Raw genomic sequence first — 18,724 nt, 5'->3', positions numbered from 1 at the left:
AAAACACAGATAATTATCTAAAAAAGCGGAACATCTCAAAAGATTCATTTACACATTGCTATAATTCAGATAATAGTAATACCTTTACACCCCGAATATAAGGAGACTAAAAGTTTCTGCTTATCAAATAATATGGATTGGTTATTAGATGCCATTTTTAAGCCGTCGATGATACAGACGGTTATCTTGATTTCCGTAATTTCGGCTATCGGACTACAACTCGGAAAACTCAAAATATTCAATATTTCATTGGGTATTACCTTCGTCTTTTTTACAGGAATAATTATTGGTCATTTCGGATTGGAAGTCAATCGCGATATGCTCTATTTTGCCCAGAACTTCGGTCTTATCATGTTTGTCTATGCATTGGGAATACAGGTAGGCCCGGGATTTTTCCCTTCTCTGAAAAAAGGAGGGCTACGGCTCAATATAATGTCGATGGCTGTCGTATTACTGGGAATAGCACTCACCTTTCTTATTTATTTTACGACCGATATATCGATGCCCAATATGATGGGTATTCTTTCGGGGGCAGTAACCAACACCCCTGCTTTGGGAGCTGCACAGCAGACATTACGACAAATTTCGCCCGGTTCGACCAAAGAACTGGCAGATATGGCTTTGGCTTGTGCCGTTGCTTATCCATTGGGCGTTGTGGGTGTTATTCTGGCAATAGCATTGATGAGAAAATGCCTTATTCCTAAAGGGGAAGACATTAATAATAAGGAAAAGAAAGATAAAAGCACCTATGTAGGCGAATTTATGGTAACCAATCCTGCCATTGCAGGACGTACCATCAAAGATATTATGAAGTTATCGCCCCGAAAATTCATTATATCACGTATCTGGAGAGACGGAAAGGTAACCATCCCCACTTCCGATTCGACATTGGAAATAAACGACCATGTACTTATTATCTCTATTAAATCGGATGTAGAACTGGTTGAAGTGTTGTTCGGAGAGCAAGAAGAGGTAGACTGGAACAAAGAAGATATCGATTGGAATCATATAGACAATAGTCATCTGGTATCACGCCGTATTATTGTAACCCGAAGCAAAGTAAATGGAGTTAAACTAGGAGCTCTCAGATTGAGAAATCTCTACGGTATTAACATCACACGCATCGACCGTGCAGGAATAGACCTGCTTGCATCGCCCGATCTGGCTTTACAGATTGGTGATAAACTGACTATTGTCGGCGAAAAAGCATCGGTAGACAATGTGGCTAAAATATTAGGAAATGAGCTTGAAAGGCTTAAAAATCCCAATCTTATCGCCATCTTTATTGGTATAGCACTCGGTTTATTATTGGGGGCTTTGCCTATTCCAATACCGGGAATCAGCGTACCCATTAAATTGGGTATTGCCGGAGGTCCTATTATAGTGGGAATCCTCATGGGGGCATTTGGTCCACGTTTTCGTATCACCACCTATACTACACAAAGTGCAAACCTCATGCTTCGTCAGTTAGGAATAGTGGTTTATCTGGCTTGTCTTGGTCTCGATTCGGGAGGACAATTCTTCGATACTTTAATGAATGGAGAAGGATTGGTCTGGATAGCTATCGGCTTCGGTTTAACTATTGTACCTGTGCTTATCGTGGGAACAGTAGCTATAAAAGGGTTGAAATTTGATTATGCAAAAACCATAGGAATGCTTTGCGGAAGCATGGCTAATCCCATGGCTCTCAATTATGCAAACACAACCGCTGAGGGTGACGAGCCTGCCGTAGCCTATGCAACGGTATATCCGGTCACCATGTTTCTTCGGATTATCTCTACCCAGCTGATTCTTTTATTTTTCATGTAAAATCACAGCCCTTTTTTCACTTTAAATCTGTATTATTTTCTGCTTTTAGCCACAAAATTGGTAACTGTCACTGTAGAAATCAGACGGTTGTTGGTAAGCGATGTAATATCCACTACCCAAACGTGTGTCGATTTACCTATATGGACAGGTCGTGCTATTGCTTTTACGGTTTCGCCCTGCTTGGCAGAAGATACATGGTTGGCACTTATCTGGATTCCATAACAAGCCTCATCTTCGTTACATATGACATTCGATGCAACCCCTGCTGCGGTTTCCGCCAATGCGATAGTAGCTCCTCCGTGTAAAACTCCCATTGTTTGACTGTTGAATTTTCCGACAGGCATAGTCATTTCCAATGTAGGTTCGTCAGTTTCTATAAACTCCATTTTCAGAGTTTCCATCATCGTATCTTTAATCTTCTCGCGAATGTTATTCTTATCTAATCTCATTATATGTGTATTTTACACAAAAATAACGATTTAAACCGTATGATTGTTTATTAGTAAGGTATTTTAGATTAACCGGCCTTGTAAGTTACATAAGTAAAGAGTGTTAATAATTAAAATAGAGCATTGATTTATTCTATTAAGGTGTCTGACCTATATATTGTCTATCTAAGTACAGTCGTAACTGATAGTTATAGCTTTAAAACTCAATATTTATTAATTAGTTTCTCTTACTTGCTTATACCTAAGATTGTAAATTATACAAAATTTGATCAATACCTTATATAACCTGTCTTAAAAACAGAAATACTCTTTATTTCAAATCAAATTGAAAGTTAAATAAAAATTTAACTAATAAAATGTAATTTATTTTTCTTTTATAAAATCTATTTGCCTATTTTTGTATTGTAAATATGTCGAAATGAGTTAGTGTTCGGTTTTTTTTATGTAGTTATGATTGTTCTTAGGTTATGGTTAATATTATTAGTTGTTTTCAGGTAAAAAAGATTGTTGAAGGTAATTTGTTCAGTTTGTCGATTTTCTAAGGTCTCAGACCTTATTATTGCTGTGGTAAGCGTGACAACAAAATGCGGTTATAGCTATAAATGGAGCAATAAATGTTTTACATTATTTATTAATGCGGGAACTAAAATTATTAGGCGTTATATTTGATTTTATCATTCTCTGTATTCGAATAAGTTAGCAAAGATGAATTGATATTACAATTTGACAGATAAGTGTGGAAAGGAGTTGTCGGGATGACAATTCCTTTTTGTTATTGTTCAACCTCCTATTTTTTATATATTTACAAGAAAATATAATTTAGAAATCACACCAACGCATATGAGCCGACTCGTTGTAAGTATCATTTTTTTTCATTTAAGTTTAATGATGTTCTCTCAGCAAACATTTGTTACTGATTCTTTTTCAGATCATTATTATGGTAAAGTATATGTTGCCGATACTGCAGAAGTATTCTCACCGGGATGGATTGCTATTTATAAAAAAGGAACTGATAAAGAATTAATACGAGTTGAATCCGAAGAGTTGGCCGTGAGCTACACAGATAATTCGGTCGCCGTAAACGTAAAAGAATTGCCTTACGGAGAGCAAAGTGTGATTATGTACGAAGATTTTAATTTCGATGGCGTAAAAGACTTTGCCATACAGGACGGGCAAAATAGTTGTTATCACGGACCTTCTTACCAAATATATCTGGCAGACAAAGGACAATTCATTTTCAGCAGCGAATTTACGAGTCTGGCACAAGACTATTGTGGAATGTTTGGTGTGAATTCCGAAGATAAGCAATTATATACCATGACCAAGAGTGGATGTTGCTGGCATCAGTTTGCTCGTTTTGATGTAGTGCAAAACAAACCCAGAGAAATATACAGAGTAGAGGAAGGGATGGACTTTTCAATTCCACAGTTTATCAATACTACGACGTTTGAGTGGAATGGAAAAAAGCTTGTCGAAACCTCAAGTGTTCGTAATTTGTCAGTAGATATAAAAGACCATTTGTTTTCTTTTGATATCCCGACAAAAAAGAAAAAAGTGGTCTTGTTTAATTCCGGTGATTACATGACTTATGCTTTTGTGAACGAATTGGATGAGGTAGAGTTCTTTTATCCCAATGATAAAGATACCGCTAATTTCGAGCTGACTACAAGAAATGATAGCGATACATTGAGGTTCTCTACAAAAGATGCTCAATATATAATTTACAATACCGATACAAAAGTGGGTATTAAAGTAATTACTAAGGGCAAGACTTATGATATGCCCGGCGATGTATATACTCGCGAAAGTGGGCGGATGTTTTATTTATTTGATCACGGTCTAACTAACCTTAGTGGTGAAGACCTACGGAAATGGGGACCTACACTTTCCGATTAACTGAATGGGCTTGAAAATTGAAAATCTTTAATAATACCTAATTTATGAAATTATTTTTTATTAGTTTATCTGTTTTAACTCTCTCGTTTATGGGTTGTAACTCTGCCAAAGAGCCAGCCGACAAACCCGATTTAACACAGTATGTGAAGCCAAATATTGGTACGGCACACAGTCGCTGGTTTTTCTATACACCTGCATCCAAACCTTTTGGTATGGCAAAACTTGCACCCTCTACCAATGGACATTACGGTAATAAATGGGGATGGGAAGCTGTTGGTTACGACGAACGCCACACATCAATCGAAGGGTTTGCCAACTTCCACGAGTTTCAGATCGGAGGAGTTGTATTTGCACCTACCGTAGGGCAGTTGCAGACACAACCCGGAACACTCGAAAATCCTGATGGCGGATATCGTTCACGTTTCGACCGTAAAGACGAGTTTGCAACCTCTGGATACTATTCGGTAGTATTGAAAGATTATAATGTAAAAGCCGAGCTTACCGCAACCGACCGGGTGGGCTTTCATAGATATACATTTCCTGAATCGAAGGAATCGAATCTGATTTTTGACATAGGTCATCGTCAGGGAGAGAGTGGAGCTGTAGTAGATGCTCAGGTAACCTTAACCGATGATGGGCGTATCGAAGGGTATGTGACTACAAAACCCGAATACGTGAAAAAATATCAGGAAGATGCAGTCGTTACAATGTATTTTTCGGCAATACCCGATAAAGCTCCTGTAAGTTACGGAACATTTATCGACAGCACATACACAGCCGATCAGAAAGAAGTTAAAGGTATCGGTGCGGGAATGTATCTCACATACGATACTAAAGCAAATGAAGCGATTACCATAAAAGTAGGATTATCGTACACTTCTATTGATAATGCACGTCTGAATCTCGAAGCAGAAGCCAAAGACCTTACTTTCGATCAGGCAAAAGAGCAAGCTCTTGGTACATGGAACGATTATTTGGGTCGTATCAAAGTGGAAACTACGAACGAAGACGATAAAATTAAATTTTACACTTCTCTGTACCATGCACTTTTGGGGCGTGGTTTGGCAAGCGATATAAACGGAGCTTATCCAAAGAATGATGGTACGGTTGGACAAATAGAGCTTACCTCTGATGGTAAACCTAAACACAATCACTACAATACAGATGCTATCTGGGGTGGTTATTGGAATCTTACTCAATTGTGGGCATTGGCTTATCCTGAGTATTATGCTGATTGGGTTCAAAGTCAATTACTTGTATACAAGGATGCAGGATGGTTGGGAGATGGAATCGCAACCAGCAAATTTGTATCGGGCGTAGGAACTAACTTTACAGGCTTGGCAATTGCTGCCGCTCACAACATTGGCATACGAGGTTTTGATGAAGAACTGGCTTATCAGGCAGCACGCAAAAACGAACTGGAGTATGAAGGACGTATTGCCGGAGCAGGTAAAATGGACGTAGGTGCATTCGTAAAGCGAGGGTACGCTCCTTATATTGTCAGCAAACCAGGACAAGAGGAATTGACCACCGAAGGTTCGCCATTCGGAACTTCGCATACCCTAGAATATTCTTTCAGTGCATATGCTGTGGCTCAGTTTGCTAAGGCTATGGGTAAGACAGCCGACTATGAGCAGTTGATGAAACTATCAAAAGGCTGGAAAGAGGTATATGATCCGTCCGTTAAATTTATGAGACCTAAGGATGAAAAAGGCGAGTTTATCAAAGACTTCAATCCTACCGCACCATGGGTTGGTTTTCAGGAAGGTAATGCATGGCAATACACATTCTATGTGCCTCACGATGCAGAAGAGCTAGTAGAAACTCTAGGTAAAGAAGAATTCAATAACCGTTTGGACAGCATATTTACGATTTCTCAAAAAAGTATATTCGGAGGAGGTACTAATATTGATGCCTTTGCCGGATTAGAGGGATTGTATAATCACGGTAATCAGCCTAACTTGCATATATCTTGGTTGTTTAATTTTTCGGGACGACCTGACCTGACTCAAAAATGGGTACGTGCTATTTGTGACGAATTTTATGGTACAGATGGTATTCACGGGTATGGTTACGGACAAGATGAAGATCAGGGACAATTGGGTGCATGGTATGTGATGTCGTCTATCGGTTTATTCGATGTGAAAGGCCTTACTTCTCCCGACCCTGCATTCCAGATCGGAAGCCCATTGTTTGATAAGGTAACTATCAGGCTTCCTCAAAATGTACGTGAGGGTGAGTTTGTTATCGAAGCATTAAACAATTCGAAACAAAATATCTATATCCAGAATGCATCGCTTAATGGAAAAGAAGATACAAGTTTAAGACTTCCTTATGCCGAATTTATAAAAGGTGGAACTTTAAAATTGCAAATGGGTGCAGAACCTCGTAAGCAATAAGTTATACACTATTTTATACTATATTGTACAGCTCGAAGGAACATTTCTTCGGGCTGTACTGTTTTTTTGTTAGAAAGTAAGGAGTTTATAAGTAGCAGAAGCCACAGTCTTGTTCTTTTGTTTCGTTTTGCATCAAGGCAAAATGAAAAACAAACCCATATGCGTGTTTTAGTAAAAAAGAACCTTTACCTCAACTATAGATTCGCATTGTTAGCTATTATTTTAAACTCAAGTAAAAAAGAATCATATTTCACAGTTATAATTACCAATCGTTGCTATATTTGAATGGACAATAAATACTAAAAGATTTTATTATGGAATTTGAGAAAATGATCTTATCACCTATATTCAATGGCATTACACCAGATGATTTAAAAGATTTGCTGGCAAATATTCATTACGATATACAGTCTTTTGCAAAAGGAGAGATTCTGGCCATGCAGGATGAGCCTTGCAATAGATTGATTATTCTGACAGATGGTTATGTAAAGGCCGAAATGGCTGATGCATCGGCTAAGGTGGTAAAAGTAGAAGATATATATGCACCCAATCCTTTAGCTGTCTTGTTCTTATTCGGAAGAAACAATCGCTTTCCGGTGCAGGTTACAGCTAAAGAGAATGTCTCGGCTTTGATTATCCCCAAACCTTCGGTTCTCAAAATGCTTCAGCAAAACGAGCAGGTATTGCTTAATTTCCTCAATATATCGGCTATGTATGCGTCTATGCTATCAAAGAAGCTTCACTTCATGTCGTTCAGAACAATCCGCCAGAAGTTAGCTATGTACTTTCTTGAACTAACCAAACCCGATAAAGCAGAAGCAGAATTGGATCGTACTCAACTGGCATTATCAGAGTATTTTGGAGTTTCGCGTCCGTCGCTGGCTCGTGAGCTAGCCAATATGCAGGATGACGGATTGATAGAGATCAATAAAAAGCATGTCAGAATTCTGAACAAAAACAAATTAATTCAATTAGTATCATTCTAAGAGTAGTAGAGAAATAACAGCTGAATTTTAATTACTTATCGGCTTTTAAGTATTTGGTTACCTGGTCGCCTTTACTATTGGTAATCCAAAGTGTATCCCCGTCAATAACGTAATCTTGAGTATATTGATCTAGTATGATTTGAGTTTTATTAATATAATAGTGTTGCTTGTTCATTTCATTCTGAACTTTTCCTTCTGCAAACATAAAGTAAGAATAAAAATCAACGGTAAACACACGGGTCATTACCAGACTATCTGTATCTTGATGATAACTATTCCAAACGCCTAAAACCGGATTTGGGTTATCCATTTCATCAACACCTTCATCACAAGCAGTGAATACTATTATTGACAAACAAAAACACACTATCTTTTTTACAACTATATCCATATTCTTAAACTACAACAACAAATATAGTATTTTACCTCTTTTATATTGTATAAAGGAAAATATTTATTGACATAATCAATAAGTTTTAAATACTTATACAGCAAACTTTCAAATAATTACCAAAACACACAATAGTAATTTACTATAATACAGCAACATACAAACAAAACGAAGAAAAAAAAGCAGAAAAAGATAATATTATATGCAACGAATACAAAAGCAATAATTAATTAAACGTATTTTTCTATATTGGATCTTTACTAAGAGATAAAATCTCAGGCTACCTACAAACAAACAACAACAGAAATGCAACAACAACTTAAGGTAGCTAAACAACACTAAAACCCTCTATTAGGCAAAAAGGTCGGAATTGAATTCCGACCTTTTTGTTGTAATAATTACAACCTGACTCTCCAACACAATTATGGTCACAGACCTTTTTATTCCTATGGCAAGTATTACAAACATAGATTGTTATAACTATAAAATATACCAATACATTTTATTCGTTACTCAAACAAGTAATTAGCTTGCTAAAAAAGCCTGCATATCGTCTTCCACAGTAGTAATACCGGCTATTCCGAAATTCTCAACCAATACTTTGGTTACATTCGGAGATAAAAATCCGGGTAATGTTGGTCCTAAATGAATATTCTTAACACCCAAATGCAACAGAGCAAGTAAAACTATTACCGCTTTTTGTTCGTACCAAGCAATATTATAAACAATAGGTAAGTCGTTGATATCTTCAAGCCCGAATACTTCTTTCAATTTCAAGGCTATAACAGCAAGAGAGTAACTGTCGTTACATTGTCCGGCATCCAATACACGAGGTATACCGCCAATATCACCCAACGGCAGTTTATTATATCTGTATTTAGCACATCCGGCTGTAAGTATAACCGTATCTTTGGGTAAGGCTTCTGCAAAGTCGGTATAATAATTACGGCTCTTCATACGACCGTCGCATCCTGCCATAACGAAAAATTTACGGATTGCTCCACTTTTAACAGCTTCTACCACTTTATCAGCCAAAGCAATTACCTGATTGTGAGCAAAGCCTCCTACAATAGATCCGGTTTCTATTTCGCGTGGCGACTGAGATATTTTAGCCATGGCTATAATCTCAGAAAAATCTTTAGGCTGTCCGTCTTTGCGTTCGGCAATGTGCTTCGCTCCATCGAGACCTGCTGCTCCCGTTGTGAAAATACGTCCGCGATACGAAGCCGATTTAGAAGGAGGTACTATACAGTTTGTTGTAAACAGGATAGGGCCATTAAACGAGTCAAAATCTTCTTTTTGCTGCCACCATGCACCACCGTAGTTTCCAACCAAGTGTTTGTATTTTTTCAACTCAGGATAATAATGAGCCGGTAACATTTCGCTGTGAGTATATACATCAACGCCTGTTCCTTCGGTCTGTATCAGAAGATCTTCAATATCACGAAGATCGTGTCCGCTGATCAATATACCGGGATTACCTTTTACACCTATGTTTACTTCGGTAACTTCAGGATTGCCATATTTACCTGTATTCGCTGCATCTAATAATGCCATAGCCTGCACACCGTATTTACCTGTTTCGAGAGTTAACCCGATTAATTCATCCACCGAGATATCTTCACGTGTCAGTTGAACTAGGGCACGTTGCATAAAACCTGATATCTCGTCGTCTATTTTATTCAAATTATAAGCATGCTCTGCATAAGCTGCCATTCCTTTCAATCCGTAATGTACCAGTTCTTTCAACGAGCGGATGTCTTCGTCTTTGGTACGTAAAACACCTACTTCTTTGGCTTTTGTCATAAACTGATCCTCATCACCATTCCACAGACATTCGTCAGGCAGAGTAGCAGGGGTATTTACAAGCTGAGACGCTAAACCGCTCTTTAATGCCAAACCTTCTTTTACTTTACTCTTGATGGCTTCGAAGTCAAAATTTGCATTGGTGATACTGATAAACATAGCATCCACAACAAATTTATCGGCTACTGCCGAAGCATTATTCTCTTTCCTTAAAGCATCGTTATATACCGCAATTCCTCGTGCTACAAATAACAGTAGGTCTTGAATATCCGACACTTCGGGAGTTTTTCCACAGACACCCATTATTTCACATCCTGTACCTTTGGATGTTTCTTGACATTGAAAACAAAACATATTACTCATGGTCATATATATTTTAGTGGTTGATCATTGATAAGACAAAACTATAGAATCTATATCCATTGGTTTGTACCATATGTTACACTACTTATGCTATTGTAATTTCAAAGACACGAAATAATCTGCTCTTCGGTATCCATCGTTTGAAACAGCCGATATTGGCAATATTTAAGTGTCAATAAATAACCCCTCTCACTTATAAATTCATAATCATTATCGAAAAAAAAGGTCAAAATGATCAACTTTTGATTTTTTTCAATAACTTAGGGAAACTTATATAGTATTAAGTAAGGTCTCTGACCTATTTAATGGTATGGGAACTATAACAAGCAAAATTTGTTATATCTCTAAATAGTTCATTAAATACTTTATTTATTCAATAGGGCTATGACTGGATGGGAGATTAAGGATCTTCTTGACATGCTTAAGAAAGCACAAGAAGGTGATATTAGAGAGTTAAATCACATGACTGCCAGTTATACATCAGAATGTACTGTGAATAGAGAATACAGTACGATGGTTATAAGACGACAGTTTGAAGTTGAAAACAAGGACGATGAGAGATGCATTCTCAATTCTGAGCCAAAAAAAAATGAGGAAACCGAAACTTCAGAAGATACACAGTGGGGTCTTACTATACTACAATTAACACCGGTAGCAAGTTCCGTTAATAGTTATTGCATACCTAACAATCTGAAAAAGCCCAGAATAAGACTACTTGATGGTAATATACTGGAGATTCTCTCCGACGAAAAAACCATAACTACCAACATTACCGAAATCGAGCGGAAGCTAAAGCCCATTTATGGTATAGCCACCGAAGAGGAAATACAGGAGGCATTTGATACACTTTCGTGTCAACAATATGTAATACCATCGCTCACAGAGGTTGTATACCAATCGTTAGACAGTAAAACTCTCGGCACATTAGAATTTGAAGATGAGGAGTATGTCTCATTTATTAAGATTGAAGACAAACCCGTCAGAATTATCGTTTATCTGGATGAAGCAGACAATCTATTGAAAACCATAGAATATGCCGACAGATTGATGTCCGAAAAATTCTATGAGAAAGTTTTAAGAGGAATGTATGCTTCGATGCTGGAACTCAAAAATGATTACTGGCTTGAAGAGAGCGAGGATGAAAGCGACGAAGAGCCGGCAACTGTTACTCTCGATGAATTTAAAGAGCGGATAACTATTACCGAAATCACATTCAATCAAGACAATACAATCGTTATTACTTGTGATGCAGACGAAATGTTTGGAGAGCACAGCATTGTTATACATACGGATGCGAGAGGCTATTACAAAGATTCGACTCTTGCAGATTGAGGTATCAAGACATTCTATGTTATTATCTACTGTCGTTTAAGAACAACTTATGAATTACAAAATAGCACTATTTACAATAGGGTTGATAGGGTTTTCAATGCATACATCAAATTGTAATGCAACCTCTTTAACCTCTATGACCAACGATACAATACATATAGAGTCTGCACCATTCCTACCGATTGATTTTAGGAACGAAAAAGTAAATATTTTTATAGATGGAATGTACAGAGGGAGCGAACCTTCGGAATTTGCATCGATGCTCCTCGAAGACTGGTATGATCTTCTCAAAGATGAATCGACCGGTGAATTTATCCTCGAAAAATCACAAATTACCGTTGCTAAAGAATACGATGACTGCTTAATGGATTCAACCACTTTTGTATCGTCAAGAAATGCTATTTTAATGATCAAAGGTATATCTGCAAAAGATCAGAAAATAAAAAGCTTCGTGCCTGAGGTTACTGCCATTCAACCGGGTAAAAAACTAACCTTCACGTTCAATGACATAGAATATACACTTAGAGCTGATGGAACTTATACGGACGAAAACAATGCTTATATCATAGATAGTTTTCCGGCAGAAAAGTCCCACAATGAAATCATTAATTACAAACTTTATCTGTATACCAAGGATAAAAAACAACTCTTGATATCCGTTCCGCGATTTAATGATACTTTTGTACAGATTTTATTTATCGGCGATCTGGATGAGGATGGAAAACCCGATTTTGTTTTCGATACTTCTCGTGATTACGAAGAAAAGCGAGTTACTCTTTTCCTTTCATCTCCTGCAAAAAATCAAGAAATAGTAGCCCCTGTAGATGAAACCTCCTATCAATTTGATTGCTGATTCTATAAGTTTAAGATTTATACATGAAAAAATATTTCTCGTCACTCAATATACTATCATCCGAAGAATTAAACCGAATGGATCCTTTTCTGACCGTACGGGATATAAAAAAAGGTGATTTCTTAATCCAAGCTAACCGTATCTGCAAAGAGATCGTATTTATCAAATCGGGCGTATTACGCTCTTACTTTACCGATAGCGAAGGGATAGAAACCATAAACTGCATTACATTCGAAGGTGAGATGATGGCGGCTTTTTCGAGCTTTATAAAACAAACACCTACCGACGAAAATATTCAGGCTATTATGGACACAAAAGTAGAGGCTCTACAGAAAGCTGATTTGGAATACCTCTATCAGACGAGTGCCGAATGGCAGAAATTGGGACGCATACTTACCGAAATGCAATATCTAAAACTCGAAGAACGCATCATTTCATTTCAAAAAGACGATGCAACTAAGCGTTATCAGTTATTGGAGAAAAACAATTCTGAATATATAAAACATATTCCTCTACATTATATTGCTTCTTATCTGGGGATATCTACCCGACATCTAACACGCATACGAAAGTCTATTTTATAGACATTTGTCTTGAATTTAAATGAATACTTGGAGGTACTTTTGCATAAAAAATCCAGTAAAGAGTTTAAATAACAATCACGATGAAAAAGATACTCATTATAGACGGACATCCCAATAAGGACAGTTTAAATTTTGCTCTTGCCAATTCATATCAGAAAGGGGCAGAACAGAGCGGAGCAGAAGTTCGAAAAATAAGAATAGCCGACCTTGACTTTTCGCCCAACTTACAATATGGATATCAAAAACGTACCGAGCTTGAGCCTGATTTGGTTAAAGCATTCGAAGCCATCCAATGGGCTGATCATTTGGTTTGGGTACATCCGGTCTGGTGGGGAGGTTTGCCGGCCATTGTCAAAGGTTTTATAGATAGAGTCTTTCTCCCCGGACTTACTTTTCGTCCCATACCCAATTCATGGAAATGGGAAAAACTACTGAAAGGGAAAACGGCTCACATTATTACCACCCTCGATCAACCGGCATGGTATTATGGACTTGTATATAATGCACCAAGTGTAAATCAACTCAAAAAATGCACCCTCCAATTTTGTGGAATCAGCAAAGTAAGGGTCACTTACATCGGAATAGTTAAAAACTCAGATGAAAATATCCGTAAAAAATGGCTTTCCAAAATAGAAAAGTCAGGGCAAAAACAAAGATAAACAGATAAACAGGTCTGTAAACTTAATGACGTGCACCATTCACATACTTAGATACTCTGGGATCACGTTCTGCATAGTTTTTTATAAGAATATCAAGTCCTCTGTTAAAAACGATACGCACAGCAGCAGGATCAACATATCCGTATAATTCATCCAGATAAAGAGATACCCCTCCATTACCTAGCGAGTGGGTTATCTCTTGGTCTGTATATTCTCTGAGGGAACGCATATAGTCGATCATTTCGAGCATCACTTTTTCGTGTTCATTTCGGGGAGAAATCGGTTTGAAGACATCATCTATGCGACTCATGGTAACGGGTAAGCTTCCTGTATTATCTAGTGTCCATCCCCTATCCTCAGCATGACTTGTAGGCTTTGTTAATTCCAATGGAGGTATTTTTTTCATGACCTGCTCAGTTATCGGGGGGATGTTTGGTTTAGGAACAGGCTTTTCTTCCTTCCTTTCAGGCTTAGATACGGATGTTTGATTAACAACCGGCTTATTTTGTGGGGAGTGTACTGGCTTTTTTTCTGCTGCAGGTTTATTTGCAACAGGCTTAACATGGGTAACTTTCGTTTTTTTCTTTCTCAGGCTATCCTTAAATATATACCAACCAAAGCCTGCGGGTATACCAACTCCCAGCAGCGTTGCCGCTAATTTTTCCCATATCGACATTCCATCCAGAGGTTTTTCGCCCTTCAAATGTTCTGACAAAGCGGTCAGGGAAAGTTGCATTGCTTGCTTATATTTTGCTGTCTTAGCTTGTGGAGATGCAAACTTCGACATCAGATTTTGTATCGCTTTATCCGATAATTTATCTTTATCCAATGAGCTGAATATATGCACACCTTTGGGGTAAAAAACAAAAACAATATCGGCATTCAAGTTCTTGTATTCAACCGTCATTTGTATTTTTTTGTCTTGAGAATCATTATTTTGCTGCTTCAAGGCTCGTCCAAATACAGAATCCTCACCGTCTTCATTTAATGTAGTCACTACTGCGACTTTATACGTAGTGCTGTCCTCAAAACCTTTAATTAAATGGTTTATTTCAACTTTGTCTTGACTGGAGATGGCATGGGTATAATCTCTGATCTGCCCATCAAAAAACCTTGCTCCTAATGTATTAATAAGCTTCTCGATAACTTCCGACTGTGCTGTATTAGGCGTATCACTGAGGTATTTATTATACTCGTTTTGGAGACGGTCTATCTTTACAAAAGAAATAAAAGGGATTATCGCCGGCGAATTTCTATTACACAGGATATTTAACTGAGGGGTTGTAAAAACTTTACTTCGGGGACGTATCAGAATCACAAAATCATAGGCATACTCCTTAGCCTCAGAAACATACCATTTATCATTGCTCACTGACGATTTAAATGCTCTGAAAAAGGGAGATTTTATCGAATAATCATTTTGAGTAACTACATATATAGAAGGCAGAGTTTTCAACGAATCTTTTAGGTTCTGGATATTCGAATTTATATCCTCAGCTTGTTGAGCAGTAAATAATTTCGAATTGTCTTTCACCCATTCTAAACTCGGTTTTGCCTGAACGGCTTTACGTTTTCGTGGAGCAGCAAGAACATCTAAAAAAAGAGGTAACATTATCAGAAATAAAAAACCAATACGCAATCGTCGCATTATTTAGTAAGTTGTTAGTTTAACTACAAAGCTGAGAGGCTATTCAAATTTGTCACAGAAATTTTATTACGATCTATTTCAAATCCGTTTTGTCCATAAATTATGGCTCTAAAAATTTCACGGACAAACGTACAAAAAAAACATAACCATCAATTTATTTCAATCTTAAATTGCTCAATTATCTCATAAATTAGTCCATCAAATTAGATAATTACTGTTAGTGCTGAATAATAAAAAACAAAAATCATGTTGTTAAACACAATTTCACACACAAAAATATATTCAACTAAAGATAAGCTACTTACAAAATAACGATTTTTAAATAAACATATAATAAGACACTATTTAAGAGAAAATAACTTTTAAGGGGTTGTGTAAAAAGATCATATTCTTTACTTTTGCTCAGATCGAAAATTTAACAATTAACGGATGCAGATTAAAAACTTTTCTATTAAGACCCTACTTGCCGGATTAAGCTTTATGCTTGTCTGCGCTACACTATCCGCAAAGGAGAAAAAAAGCGAGACTACAGAACAAGAACAAACAGCAAAACTGACTACAATAGAAAAGAAAACAGGTCTTCCTCTACCTAACGACAGTACCATCCTATCACTCTACAGCGAAGCCGTTACATGGCTTAAGACTCCCTACCGCAGAGGAGGAACCAGTCCTAAAGGAATGGATTGCTCAGGATTAACCACTACTATTTATAAAAATGTATTTGGTATAAAATTACAACGAAGCAGTAGAGACATATCTGCACAAGATGTAAAAGATCTGGGCAAAGACGATTTGAAACCGGGCGATCTGGTATTTTTCGGAACATCTTCACGAAAAGGAAAAAGAGTAAATCATGTAGGAGTATTTTTAGGAGACCGTCGTTTTATTCACGCATCCACTTCTAATGGTGTAATCATAAGTAGTCTCGATGAAGCTTACTATCGCCGAACATGGATTAAAGGAGGAAGGGTAAAACAGCACGAAAAGTCCCAAACGGATAAAATACCTACAACATAATACATATAGGAAAAGTTAAACTTAAAACACGCTGAGGAATCGGGGTGTTTTTTTTTATTTATTGGTAACTTTAATCTATATTCGCATTATAAATATTCGGGATCGGTTCAACATGCAATAATACAGAATGAAGGGTGCATCTTATTGTTGTTTTCTGCCATGCCTTGAATAAGATTCATTAAAAAATTTAATGATATAACAGACATATTTTAAAGCAAATAGGATCTCAGGTCTAATTGTAAGTAAGATTAAGTTATCCGTCGAACGTAAAAAATTATGCTAGAAGATATAGAAAAAACAGTAAACGATATAAATGCACATTGTCCGATTCAGATAGATCAGACTACCCGGCTGGATAAGTGCGAATCATTACCAAACAATACTTTCAGATTCGATTTTACTTTTCTGTTTATAGATGCCACAAAGATAGATGCGGTAGAATTCAGAACTCAAATGCGGGATATACTACTTTATAATATACAGTGTAATCCTCAAATGACACTTCTAAAAGAGAATCATGCCACATTCATTTATTATTGCGTAGACGAGAATAAAAACTCATTAGGTACTCTTACAATTACCCCAACCGATTATTCAAAGCCCGCAAAAAAACCGGGATTGTTTGATCCAACCACAATCACTTCCGATAACCTTCAGAAGGTATTGCAGGATTTGGTAAAGAAAACCAAGAAACAATTACCTTTGTTCACTGAGGAAAGCGGCATAAACATGGTCGACTGCAGTACCTACAATAAAACGTTAGAATATACCTGTAAACTTCTGAATGAAGATGTATCACGATTCGACAGCATCTACTTCAAAACAACGGCAATACCTGCTGCTGTTCAATCTTTGAAAAACAATCCTGACATGAAATACTTTGCCGAACAAGGGGTTTCGATACGGAATATATATCTCGATAAACATAGCAAATACCTCTGTGCGATAGATATTTCGCCCGAGGATTATAAGTAAGTAAATACACATACAACTATAAAGAAGGCTTGGAATAATTTCCAAGCCTCCTTATTTATTCATTATCTATCAGATATACTTTTCGAAAGTTACTCTGCAAATTTCAAACCTTGAATTTTGTTCCATCCGCCACGAGTAAAATCGGGGATCTCAACAGGCATAGAACCTTTATCCAAAGATATTTCGGTTAAAGGTATAAGACAGCACCATTCAGCCAAATCATATACGTCCATATCCAAAGGAAGACCTTTTTGTAAGCAATAGATCAAACGATAGTCCATGATGAAATCCATACCACCATGACCTCCTACTTGCTTGGCTTGCTCTTCGATTCCTTTAGCAATCGGATGTTTGTATTTTTCCATCAAAGCCTTGCGTACATCATCGGGTACAAATTTATGAGCGTTCAGATTCTCGTGGTTAGCAGCAACTTCGGAACTTATTTCACTCTGATCCAAAGCAAAGCCTTCTACAGGATATTTGTTCGCAAATCCCTTTGTACCTGTCAACTGATACATACGGCTATATGGACGTGGAGAGGTCACATTGTGTTGAATCTGAATTGATTTTCCGTTTTCGGTACGAATCATAGTCATTGTGTGATCTCCATTGCGGAAGTTTTTAACATCCCTACCCGTTTTTTCTTTAATAAATGCAGGGTTACCGATAGCTTTTGTGTCAACCGATACCAAGAAGTTCATTTTGTCACCACGGTGAATATTCATTACCTGACAAACAGGACCTATACCATGAGTTGGGTATACATCACCACGATGTTTCTCGTTATAATCCATACGCCAGTTATTCCAATATTGATCCCAGAAAGGTTGAAGTCCGTGAATATAAGCTCCTTCACCATGAATTACATCACCAAACAAACCTTGTTGAGCCATATTGAGAGATGTAAGTTCGAAGAAGTCATACACACAGTTTTCCAGCTGCATACAATGCTTACGAGTTTGCTCCGAAGTATTTATCAATGCCCATATTTCATCCATATTCATGGCTGCAGGTACTTCAATAGCCACATGCTTACCATCTTTCATTGCCTGTACTCCTATTTTGGCATGACTTGCCCAATCGGTAGCTACATAAATAAGATCTACGTTAGGCAAGGCTGTAACTTTACGCCACACCGAAGTATCTCCATAAAATTCAAGTGCTTTTGGTTTACCTGCTTTTTCGAGTATTTCATTGGCTGACTTGGTATTTTTTTCCAATACATCACACAAAGCTACGACTTCAACTCCGGGTATATGTGTCATACGGTTTACTGCTCCGGGACCACGCATCCCCAAACCTATAAAAGCTACTCTAACTGTTGGAAGAGGTGCTGTTGCCAAATTCAAGACATCCTTTTGTCCTGCCGGACGGGGCGGTGTCGGCGTTTTTATCATTTGAGCCGAAATAGTAGTCGAACCCAATAAAAAACTCGTAATCAGCAATAATGCGAAAATTTTGTTTTTCATAATTAATAAATATTTTAATAGTTAATTAAGTATACTAATTTATTGTTCTATTTTTTCTAACGCACCTTATCGGGCTTGTTTTTCATTT

The 18,724-nt window shown here is 37.3% G+C and carries 15 protein-coding genes; 10 read left to right on the top strand and 5 right to left on the bottom strand.

The genetic code is table 11. The features are described from left to right. Positions 1–132: 132 nt before the first annotated feature. Positions 133–1,809 carry a putative transporter gene (locus tag G7050_RS12390; RefSeq protein WP_166115817.1) on the top strand — a complete coding sequence of 559 codons (1,677 nt, stop codon included), beginning with the start codon at positions 133–135 and terminating at the stop codon, positions 1,807–1,809. Between the two features lie 32 nt (positions 1,810–1,841). Here G7050_RS12390 and G7050_RS12385 read toward each other — a convergent pair whose 3' ends face one another. Further along, entirely contained in the window at positions 1,842–2,258 is a 417-nt protein-coding gene (locus G7050_RS12385) for a PaaI family thioesterase (RefSeq protein ID WP_166115815.1), read from the bottom strand. 840 nt (positions 2,259–3,098) lie between these two features. Between G7050_RS12385 and G7050_RS12380 the strand changes: the two genes are divergently transcribed. The 3 genes from G7050_RS12380 (at position 3,099) to G7050_RS12370 (ending at position 7,539) form a co-directional block, all read left to right on the top strand. Then, positions 3,099–4,154, top strand: coding sequence for a hypothetical protein (locus tag G7050_RS12380; protein WP_166115813.1), 1,056 nt, complete (start codon positions 3,099–3,101; stop codon positions 4,152–4,154). 44 nt (positions 4,155–4,198) lie between these two features. Continuing rightward, the gene (locus tag G7050_RS12375) at positions 4,199–6,553 is read left to right on the top strand and encodes a GH92 family glycosyl hydrolase (protein WP_166115811.1); all 2,355 of its coding nucleotides are present in this window, start codon (positions 4,199–4,201) and stop codon (positions 6,551–6,553) included. 314 nt (positions 6,554–6,867) lie between these two features. Further along, on the top strand, positions 6,868–7,539 hold the full coding sequence (locus G7050_RS12370; RefSeq protein ID WP_255499131.1) for a Crp/Fnr family transcriptional regulator: 672 nt from the start codon (positions 6,868–6,870) through the stop codon (positions 7,537–7,539). Between the two features lie 31 nt (positions 7,540–7,570). On the opposite strand, the gene G7050_RS12365 is transcribed toward G7050_RS12370, so the two are convergent. Together G7050_RS12365 and hcp are read right to left on the bottom strand one after the other, a co-directional pair. After that, the gene (locus tag G7050_RS12365; RefSeq protein WP_166115809.1) at positions 7,571–7,894 is read right to left on the bottom strand and encodes a hypothetical protein; all 324 of its coding nucleotides are present in this window, start codon (positions 7,892–7,894) and stop codon (positions 7,571–7,573) included. Positions 7,895–8,455: 561 nt separating this feature from the next. Next, on the bottom strand, positions 8,456–10,090 hold the full coding sequence (hcp, locus tag G7050_RS12360) for a hydroxylamine reductase (RefSeq protein ID WP_166117721.1): 1,635 nt from the start codon (positions 10,088–10,090) through the stop codon (positions 8,456–8,458). A 426-nt stretch (positions 10,091–10,516) separates the two neighbouring features. Between hcp and G7050_RS12355 the strand changes: the two genes are divergently transcribed. From G7050_RS12355 to G7050_RS12340, 4 genes are all read left to right on the top strand, one after another. Next, on the top strand, positions 10,517–11,431 hold the full coding sequence (locus G7050_RS12355; protein WP_166115807.1) for a DUF2262 domain-containing protein: 915 nt from the start codon (positions 10,517–10,519) through the stop codon (positions 11,429–11,431). A gap of 49 nt (positions 11,432–11,480) precedes the next feature. After that, on the top strand, positions 11,481–12,284 hold the full coding sequence (locus tag G7050_RS12350) for a hypothetical protein (RefSeq protein ID WP_166115805.1): 804 nt from the start codon (positions 11,481–11,483) through the stop codon (positions 12,282–12,284). Between the two features lie 23 nt (positions 12,285–12,307). Next, positions 12,308–12,868: a Crp/Fnr family transcriptional regulator gene (locus G7050_RS12345; RefSeq protein ID WP_166115803.1), complete on the top strand. Its 561-nt coding sequence runs from the start codon at positions 12,308–12,310 to the stop codon at positions 12,866–12,868. 80 nt (positions 12,869–12,948) lie between these two features. Continuing rightward, a complete protein-coding gene (locus G7050_RS12340; protein WP_166115801.1) occupies positions 12,949–13,527 on the top strand; it encodes an NAD(P)H-dependent oxidoreductase in 579 nt (192 codons plus the stop codon). Positions 13,528–13,549: 22 nt separating this feature from the next. Here G7050_RS12340 and G7050_RS12335 read toward each other — a convergent pair whose 3' ends face one another. Continuing rightward, entirely contained in the window at positions 13,550–15,139 is a 1,590-nt protein-coding gene (locus G7050_RS12335) for a TPM domain-containing protein (RefSeq protein WP_166115799.1), read from the bottom strand. A gap of 465 nt (positions 15,140–15,604) precedes the next feature. On the opposite strand from G7050_RS12335, the gene G7050_RS12330 reads away from it, so the two are divergent. Both G7050_RS12330 and G7050_RS12325 read left to right on the top strand, forming a co-directional pair. Continuing rightward, positions 15,605–16,192: a C40 family peptidase gene (locus G7050_RS12330; protein WP_166115798.1), complete on the top strand. Its 588-nt coding sequence runs from the start codon at positions 15,605–15,607 to the stop codon at positions 16,190–16,192. 276 nt (positions 16,193–16,468) lie between these two features. Next, positions 16,469–17,167, top strand: a complete 699-nt coding sequence (locus G7050_RS12325) for a hypothetical protein (RefSeq protein WP_166115796.1) — start codon at positions 16,469–16,471, stop codon at positions 17,165–17,167. Positions 17,168–17,256: 89 nt separating this feature from the next. Here the strand turns inward: G7050_RS12325 and G7050_RS12320 are convergent, their stop codons facing one another. Further along, positions 17,257–18,636 carry a Gfo/Idh/MocA family protein gene (locus G7050_RS12320; protein WP_166115794.1) on the bottom strand — a complete coding sequence of 460 codons (1,380 nt, stop codon included), beginning with the start codon at positions 18,634–18,636 and terminating at the stop codon, positions 17,257–17,259. Between the last annotated feature and the right edge of the window lie 88 nt (positions 18,637–18,724).

It is taken from the genome of Dysgonomonas sp. HDW5A, from assembly GCF_011299555.1.
Taxonomy (GTDB): Bacteria; Bacteroidota; Bacteroidia; order Bacteroidales; family Dysgonomonadaceae; genus Dysgonomonas_A.
The sequence above is the reverse complement of the archived record's forward strand: the minus strand, read 5'-3'. Positions and strand labels throughout refer to the sequence as shown.